This window comes from Chitinophaga sp. (genome assembly GCF_036566945.1).
In the GTDB taxonomy this organism is placed as follows: Bacteria; Bacteroidota; Bacteroidia; order Chitinophagales; family Chitinophagaceae; genus Chitinophaga.
Genome location: NZ_DATCVJ010000344.1, coordinates 1 through 5884, shown reverse-complemented (window position 1 = coordinate 5884; position 5884 = coordinate 1). Strand labels below are relative to the sequence as shown.

The 5884-nt window shown below is 45.5% G+C and carries 6 protein-coding genes; 1 reads left to right on the top strand and 5 read right to left on the bottom strand.

The window, feature by feature from the left end:
- Window positions 1-61 precede the first annotated feature (61 nt).
- The 4 genes from miaB to VIP81_RS10215 form a co-directional block, all read right to left on the bottom strand.
- Window positions 62-1474 (bottom strand): tRNA (N6-isopentenyl adenosine(37)-C2)-methylthiotransferase MiaB, encoded by a 1413-nt coding sequence (miaB, locus tag VIP81_RS10230; protein WP_331959434.1) that lies wholly within the window; start codon window positions 1472-1474, stop codon window positions 62-64.
- Window positions 1475-1603: 129 nt separating this feature from the next.
- A complete protein-coding gene (locus VIP81_RS10225) occupies window positions 1604-2107 on the bottom strand; it encodes a hypothetical protein (RefSeq protein ID WP_331959431.1) in 504 nt (167 codons plus the stop codon).
- A gap of 133 nt (window positions 2108-2240) precedes the next feature.
- A complete protein-coding gene (locus VIP81_RS10220; protein WP_331959428.1) occupies window positions 2241-3020 on the bottom strand; it encodes a (Fe-S)-binding protein in 780 nt (259 codons plus the stop codon).
- A 41-nt stretch (window positions 3021-3061) separates the two neighbouring features.
- Window positions 3062-4375 carry a (Fe-S)-binding protein gene (locus VIP81_RS10215; protein WP_331959425.1) on the bottom strand — a complete coding sequence of 438 codons (1314 nt, stop codon included), beginning with the start codon at window positions 4373-4375 and terminating at the stop codon, window positions 3062-3064.
- Window positions 4376-4501: 126 nt separating this feature from the next.
- On the opposite strand from VIP81_RS10215, the gene VIP81_RS10210 reads away from it, so the two are divergent.
- A complete protein-coding gene (locus VIP81_RS10210) occupies window positions 4502-4999 on the top strand; it encodes a phosphoribosyltransferase family protein (protein WP_331959422.1) in 498 nt (165 codons plus the stop codon).
- A 6-nt stretch (window positions 5000-5005) separates the two neighbouring features.
- On the opposite strand, the gene VIP81_RS10205 is transcribed toward VIP81_RS10210, so the two are convergent.
- The coding region (locus tag VIP81_RS10205; protein WP_331959419.1) for a DUF2279 domain-containing protein at window positions 5006-5884 on the bottom strand (879 nt) is incomplete at its 5' end.

The following is a 5884-nucleotide window of genomic DNA, read 5'->3' as shown; positions in this document are numbered from 1 at the left end:
GTCCATAAGCGGTTATTCATATGTTTGATGGTTAAAAATACAGCCCCTTTATCAGCAGGGGCTATTGTACGGCTTTTCCTATCAAAGTACCGGATGTGCAGCTTTCCACCTTTACCATAACGTAATCGCCCTTTTTAAAGTTTTCTTTCGGGAATACGATTACCTTATTCTGGTCATTGCGGCCAAAAAGCTGTTCATCGGAGCGTTTGGAAGTACCTTCTGCCAGTACACGGAAGGTTTTTCCTACTTCTTTTTCCATGGTGGCCTGTGAATGGCCACGGTATAATTCCACTACTTCCGCCAGTCTTCTTTTCTTCACGTCTTCCGGTATATCGTCCTGATAGCGGCGTTCCGCCAGGGTACCGGGGCGTTCAGAATAGAAATACATATAGGCCAGGTCGTAGCGGGCAAACTCCATGAGGCTCAGCGTATCCTGGTGGTCTTCTTCTGTTTCTGTACAGAAGCCGGTAATAATATCGGTAGAAAGGCCACAGTCAGGGATCAGTTCACGGATACGGGTCACTTTTTTCATATACCATTCGCGGGTATACGTACGGTTCATGAGTTGCAGTATGCGTGAGCTGCCGCTTTGCACGGGGAGGTGAATATAGTTGCAGATGTTATCGTACTTCAGCATGGTGAAAAGTACTTCATCTGTAATGTCTTTAGGATGAGAGGTGCTGAAACGTACTCTCAGTAAGGGATTGATCAATGCGACCCTTTCGAGTAACATGGCAAAGGTTACGGTTTCCGTTCCGTCGTCGTTGTTCCAGTAGTAGGAGTCTACGTTCTGGCCCAGAAGAGTTACTTCGCGGTAGCCGTTTTCAAATAGTTCGGTCGCTTCTTTCACGATGGAATAAGCGTCCCGGCTGCGTTCCCGGCCACGGGTGAAAGGCACCACGCAGAACGTACACATATTATTACAACCCCGCATGATGGATACAAAGGAAGTGACGCCGTTGTTGTCCAGTCTTACCGGGCTGATATCGCCGTAGGTTTCTTCCCGGCTTAATAAAACATTTACTGATTTCTGACCTGATTCTGCTTCAGCGATCAGGGCAGGGAGACTGCGATAGGCATCGGGGCCTACTACCAGGTCTACCAGTTTCTCTTCTTCCAGGAGTTTGCCTTTAATACGTTCGGCCATGCAGCCTAAAACGCCTACCAGCATGCCTGGTGTTTGTTGTTTTATTTTTTTGAATTCGGTGAGACGTTTACGTACGGTTTGTTCTGCTTTTTCGCGGATGGAACAGGTATTCAGCAGTATGAGACTGGCTTCTTCCGCATTGCGGGTAGGACCATAGCCTTCTGCTCCAAGTATGGAAGCAACGATTTCACTATCGTTGAAATTCATCGCGCAACCATAGCTTTCAATGTAGAATTTTTTAGTATATGTTTGGGTGCCAGTCGTTGCCGGAGAAAAAGCTTCTCCCTGGCGACTTTCATCATGCACTTTGGTATCCAGATCAAGCATCCTGACAAAAATTTTGGAAGGCAAAAATAGGTAATAAAAACAACAAAATGACAGAATGGCAGCAATCGGTTAAAATAAAAGCCCTGTAACAGCAGGGCTGTTACAGGGCTGATAATGATGTTATCGAGCTTACGCCTTCACCCCCAGCTTCTTCGCAATCCAGCTGTCTTTCAGCGGCTGCAGCCAGTGGGTATCCAGTTCCTGCCTGGTTAATACGGTATTATTCAGGTAGATGGTGTTTTCGTCTATATAACCTTGTTCAAGGGCGTAGGCTACCTGCGCCATCGGCAGCAGCTGTACTTTGTCTTTTACGATAAAGCCCAGCAGGAGGCGATCAAACATTTTTACCTCGTATTGCTGTTCTATACTTTTGATGATTCGAACAGAACTATCTGTGCTACAACCACTTACTGCTGTTTGAGATTCGTCTGCGATCAGCACAATCAGCTGATTCAGGACTACTTGTCCCCAGCCTTTTACAGGTGCACCATGTGCATTCCACTGCGCGGTGAACTGGTGCAGCTGCTCATTGATTTCAAGTATCTCCTGTTCATTGAACGGTCTGTTGCTCTGGTATATCCACACCCTGGAGGCCGGAGAAAAGCCTGAAGGGAAGATGTTGCTAGTATTCATAATGCGAAGGTAAAGAATTACGAATTACGAATTACGAATTACGGATTTGTGGGGAGATAGTATACGCGAAGATCAGTATTCGCTTATAGCTCCCCACAAATCCGTAATTCGTAATTCGTAATTCGTAATTCTTTTATTGCATGCTTTGTGCGATTAATTCCGCGATGTCCAGCACTTTTACGTCTTCTTCTTTGCCCACTTCTTTTACACCATCTGTTAGCATGGTCATGCAAAACGGGCAGTTGGAGGCAATAACGGAAGCACCGGTGGCTACGGCTTCCTGACCGCGTTCAAAATTGATGCGGGTAGTACCTTTTTCTTCTTCCTTAAACATTTGCGCTCCACCGGCGCCACAGCATAAGCCTTTGCTGCGGCAACGCTTCATTTCCACCAGTTCCGCATCCAGTGTTTCCAGTACTTTACGGGGGGCTTCATATATATTATTAGCGCGTCCGAGGTAGCAGGAGTCGTGGTAAGTGATTTTTTTTCCTTTGAAGGTGCCGCCTTCCTGCATCTTTATTTTTCCTTCATCAATCAGCGATTGGAGGAAAGTGGTATGGTGAATAACGTCGTAATTACCGCCGAGTGCAGGGTATTCGTTTTTCAGGGTATTAAAACAATGCGGACAAGCCGTTACTATTTTTTTGACCCCATACATATTCAGGAGCTGTATATTATTCTGCGCCATCATCTGGAAAATGAATTCATTGCCGGCTCTTCTGGCGGGATCTCCTGTACAGCTTTCTTCTTTCCCTAAAATGGCAAACTGAATACCTACTTTATCGAGGATGGTGGTAAATGCTTTGGTGATTTTTTGGGCACGCTGATCAAAACTACCTGCACAACCTACCCAGAAAAGGACTTCAGGGGTTTCTCCGTTTGCGGCATATTCTGCCATTGTCTTTATATGCATTTTTAATTTTTTAAATTAACCGAAAAAGATGAAGGGCCATGTTATTCATTCGCCCACTTATCTCTGTCGTCCATACTGAATTTCCAGGGGGCCATATTATTTTCAATGTTGCTGAACATCCCCGTCCATTCCACTGGCGCGCTGGATTCTTCCATGACCAGATGACGGCGCAGCTGCACGATGATATCCAAAGGGCTGATGCTCACCGGACATTCCTGCACGCAGGCGTTACAGGTAGTGCAGGCACGGAGTTCTTCTTCAGAAATATAATCGCGTAACAATGATTTCTTGTCGTCGGTAAAGCTGCCATTAGCTTTAATATTTCGGCCTACTTCTTCCAGGCGGTCGCGGGTATCCATCATGATTTTCCGGGGCGACAATAATTTTCCGGTGATGTTGGCAGGGCAGGCGGCGCTGCAACGGCCACATTCTGTACAGCTATAGGCATCGAGTAAGTTTTTCCAGGTAAGGTCCATCACATCTTTGGCGCCAAACTTAGGCATGGTATCAGATGCAGGTGCACTGACGGCCAGCTCCGGCTGCAGCATTAACTGTACTTCATGTTGTACGGCTGGCATATTTTCCATTTCACCCACTGGTTCCAGGTTGGCGAAGTATGCATTGGGAAATGCCAGTACAATATGTAAGTGTTTGGAGTAGGGGAGATAGTTCAGGAAGGCCAGCACACCAGTGATATGCAACCACCAGCAGCCGCGTTCTATGGCTTCCAGTGTGCCATCAGAGAGGCCACTGAATAATGGCGTAAACATTCCTGAAACCCAGAAATTTCCGGTAGGAATATAATGTGCCACTCCTCTGGCCTGCAATGTCTGGTCTGCCGCATCCATGGTTAAAAATAGGAACATCAGCACTATTTCTGTGATCAGAATGTAGTTGGCATCAGAACGCGGCCATCCATCCAGATCTTTACTGATAAAGCGTTTCAGCTTTAAAATATTTCTACGGATTAAAAAGATGGCACAACCGGTAAGCACCAGTACCGCCAGTATTTCAAATAAACTGATTAAAACAGGATATAAGCTCCCTAATACGGGAACGAATAAACGATGTGTGCCCAGTATACCATCCAGGATGATTTCCAGGATTTCGAGGTTGATGATCAGAAAACCGGCGTACACAAAAAAGTGGAGAACAGCTACCAGGGGATTACGGAACATCTTTTTTTGCCCGAATGCCAGCAGCAGGAGATTTTTCCATCGAAGATCCGGATGGTCACTCAGGTCTTTATCTCTTCCCAGCAATATGTTTTTCCTTATCTGTCCTGCCTTCCGGGCAAAAAGATACACTGCTGCCCCAAAGAGGATTACAAATAATAATTCTTGTACAATTCGCATTATCTCAGATTTGACTCCCTAATTTATGTCTTTTTTAGCTGTCAGCCATTAGCTGTTAGCATTTAGTGTATTTGATTTTTTTATCAATGGCTCACTGCTACCGACGAATTGCTTATTTTTGCAACCATGGAAAACAGGAATATTATTCTAACGCAGGATATCATTCAAAAGAAAATTGAACGTATCGCTTATGAAATCTATGAATTGAACAGCGATGGTACTGATATCATTTTAGCAGGCATCTGGGATCGTGGTGTAATCATCGCCCATAAGATTGCGGCTATACTGGAACAGATATCTCCCCTGAAAACCCATATTATAGAACTGCATCTGGATAAGCAAAATCCGGGAGAAGTAGTGGTATCTGAGGATATTGACTTCAATGATAAAGTAATAGTAGTGGTGGATGATGTGGCCAACTCCGGACGTACCATGCTGTATGCGCTGAAACCATTATTGAAATTCCTGCCTAAAAAAATACAGACTGCTGTGCTGGTAGACCGCAAGCATAAGTCTTTTCCGCTGTCTGTTGACTTCGTGGGCTATTCACTGGCTACTACCTTACAGGATATGGTATTAGTAGAGATGAATGGAGAGGAGATTATTGCTGCTTATTTTGAATAAGCTTTTTTAGAAATAGATAGCATGTACTTTCATACGCCCCTGCGAGTTGATTTCTAACGTGGGGGCGGGAAACTTTATCATATTTAATACCTGGAACAGCACTTTGATTCCTTTTTTTCGGGTGCGGATTTTGGTAAAATCCACATCGGGGGAGAGATAGAACTGCCGTACGCGTTGTAGTTCGCTGTAGTCGCGGTAAACGCCATACCTGTCTGTCCAGGTATTATCCCTGCCTCCGATCATACCCTGCGCACCATATCCCACTGCGATATTCAGCCATTTAGGCATCCGGCCTTCTTTATGAAACGAGTAGAGGTTGACGGATAGCCAGTAAGTTTGGGCGTTATAATTTTTGAGTGTTCTTTCCCAGTAGGTGTTGCCAAACAGCTGATCCGCTTTCTCCCGCAGCACCGGATCATCATAATGCTGGGGATGTGCGGAAAACTTTAATTGAATACGTTGTTCATTCCAGGCGAGTTCCTGGCTGATCATCAATGCGGAGCCAACGGCATTGGCACCCATATCTCCCCAGGAAAATCCCCATTCGGAAGAATATCCATCCAGTACTTCTACAACGGATTGATAGGCGAAGCCGCTGAGGCCACCTATCCAGATTTGTTTTTTTCGGGGAAGTCCGGACCAGCGCCACATTTCACGGCTATACTTTCCAATGAAATAGGCACTGAAAATATGCCCGGCTTTGTCCATTTGCCCCCATTCTCCCATATCATTAAAAAAATGGAAGCCGGATCTTGGGTATCCCTTGTACCAGGCCGTGTTGAGCGCGGCCAGACTGGCGCCGTATAATACCACAGTAGTGCCGCTGAGCAGCCATACATGGGAGTTGATGGTTGTATCGGGAATAGAGAAAAAAGGCACTTTTTT

Coding starts and splice junctions, on each gene's coding strand:
- miaB (WP_331959434.1), bottom strand. CDS start 1,474: ATGCTTGATCTGGATACCAAAGTGCATGATGAAAGTCGCCAGGGAGAA.
- VIP81_RS10225 (WP_331959431.1), bottom strand. CDS start 2,107: ATGAATACTAGCAACATCTTCCCTTCAGGCTTTTCTCCGGCCTCCAGG.
- VIP81_RS10220 (WP_331959428.1), bottom strand. CDS start 3,020: ATGCATATAAAGACAATGGCAGAATATGCCGCAAACGGAGAAACCCCT.
- VIP81_RS10215 (WP_331959425.1), bottom strand. CDS start 4,375: ATGCGAATTGTACAAGAATTATTATTTGTAATCCTCTTTGGGGCAGCA.
- VIP81_RS10210 (WP_331959422.1), top strand. CDS start 4,502: ATGGAAAACAGGAATATTATTCTAACGCAGGATATCATTCAAAAGAAA.